This is a genomic window from Bartonella sp. AA78NXGY, from assembly GCF_042197005.1.
In the GTDB taxonomy this organism is placed as follows: Bacteria; Pseudomonadota; Alphaproteobacteria; order Rhizobiales; family Rhizobiaceae; genus Bartonella.
Window position 1 is genome coordinate 1 of sequence record NZ_JBHIRI010000064.1, and the last position, 1,600, is coordinate 1,600.

Annotated in this window: 3 protein-coding genes; all 3 read left to right on the forward strand. The window is 35.4% G+C overall.

Annotated features, from left to right (window positions below):
- Positions 1 to 81 precede the first annotated feature (81 nt).
- On the forward strand, positions 82 to 225 hold the full coding sequence (locus ACFINL_RS09600; RefSeq protein WP_273791745.1) for a TrwH protein: 144 nt from the start codon (positions 82 to 84) through the stop codon (positions 223 to 225).
- The gene (locus tag ACFINL_RS09605) at positions 222 to 956 is read left to right on the forward strand and encodes a type IV secretion system protein (protein WP_375651479.1); all 735 of its coding nucleotides are present in this window, start codon (positions 222 to 224) and stop codon (positions 954 to 956) included. The genes ACFINL_RS09600 and ACFINL_RS09605 overlap by 4 nt, the downstream gene beginning before the upstream one ends.
- A gap of 183 nt (positions 957 to 1,139) precedes the next feature.
- The coding region (locus ACFINL_RS09610) for a type IV secretion system protein (protein ID WP_375612647.1) at positions 1,140 to 1,600 on the forward strand (461 nt) is incomplete at its 3' end.

A 1,600-nucleotide genomic window follows, 5' to 3' on the forward strand; every position in this document is an offset into this window, starting at 1 on the left:
TACACTTTACTTTAGTGTCAAAATTATAATAATGACAACAAATATCAGAATGTGTATAACAGTAAAAAGAGTCATGTCAAAATGAAGTCAATCATACTTGTAATTTTGATTGCAAACATTTTATCGGCTTGTGCATTAGCACCAAAGCTAAAACAGCCCAATGATAGAAACCGTGTGCCTATTAATAAAACAATCCCTGCCGAAATTAAGCGAGGAGACAGATGAAAAAGCGATTTATTATAACAGGAATGATTACCCTTTTGGGAATGCTAAATCTAGCACATGCGGATGCAGTTACAAGCGTATCTTATGACCTCTCGTCACATAAGGACTCAGCCCCACCACCTGCTCTACCAGCAGAATATCTGGAGCTTACTAATCTATTAAAAAAAGGGGAAATTATTGAGCTCTTAAAAAAACAGCTTGAGTTGAAAAAAGAACAACTTTCGCAAACAGAAAAAACCTATCAGGCTATAACAAATAGTCAAAAAACTGGACCTAAAACTATAGATTTTTCTAGTTTTTTTCTCAAAGAACCAGAATCGTTCTATAAGAGTGATAAGCTTTCAAGGAAATCATATCAAGAGGTATTAGAGGACGAAAACAAAGTTTCTGGGCCTTTTGATCAAATGGGCAAAACTATTTCGGGGCGTTTACAATTTGCATCGATACTAGATAAAGCTGTAAGTTTAGAAACTTTTGAAAACGTAGAAAATCGTTTTCAATACCTCAAAAGTCTATTTAATGAACTTCAAACAAAAGAAAACCTGAAAGATATTGCAGATCTTCAAGCACATATCGATGGTTCGTTAGCCATGATCCAAAATGAATCTATAAAGGTACAAATGGTAGCACATTTACGTAAGGCTGAGAAATCACTTATCAAAAGGAAAAGACGCGAACTTGATATGAAAATTTTTGATCATGAAAAAAAAGGAATGCCTACCATACGATGAAAACAAAAGCCGATGTAGAAGGTTCAGTACTCTCTGAACAATTAAGAGAAGCACAAAGATTTTATCAAAGCCAAGATATCGTGCTGAAAACACTTAGGTAATGTATACATGCAAATGAAGCGTTTAGCATATATCTATGTTCCAAGGTGATAAAAAGTTGAAAATTCATTAAAGAGGAATTCCATGGACTTTACAGTGTTCACGCAACTTTTCAATAAAATTGATCAGATAACAAAAACATATGTCACGGACATTTCCTCAAAAACAATAGCTACAATTACACCCTTTGTTTCAATTGGAATCACAATCGCTTTCATCATCTACGGATGGCTCATCATTCGTGGCGCTATAGATATGCCTCTCTCCGGGTTCGTAAACCGTTTCCTACGGATAAGTATTATTACTTCAATAGCTCTTACCACAGGACTTTATCAGAGTGAAATTGCCATTTTGATCACACAAATGCCCTATGAGTTATCAAAAGCGCTCATAACAAATCCACTCAATGATACACAATTAATGAATTTACTGGACAAAGCAGCAACCAAAGGATTTCAATATGCAGGACGTCTTTTCCAAGAAACCGTCTTCTTCGAGTCCAATGGACTGCTTTACAGTCTCTTAGGAATCCTCATCTTGCTAGC

What these genes read in the sequence shown, in the direction of transcription:
- ACFINL_RS09600 (WP_273791745.1), top strand. Translation starts at nt 82, where the DNA reads ATGAAGTCAATCATACTTGTAATTTTGATTGCAAACATTTTATCGGCT.
- ACFINL_RS09605 (WP_375651479.1), top strand. Translation starts at nt 222, where the DNA reads ATGAAAAAGCGATTTATTATAACAGGAATGATTACCCTTTTGGGAATG.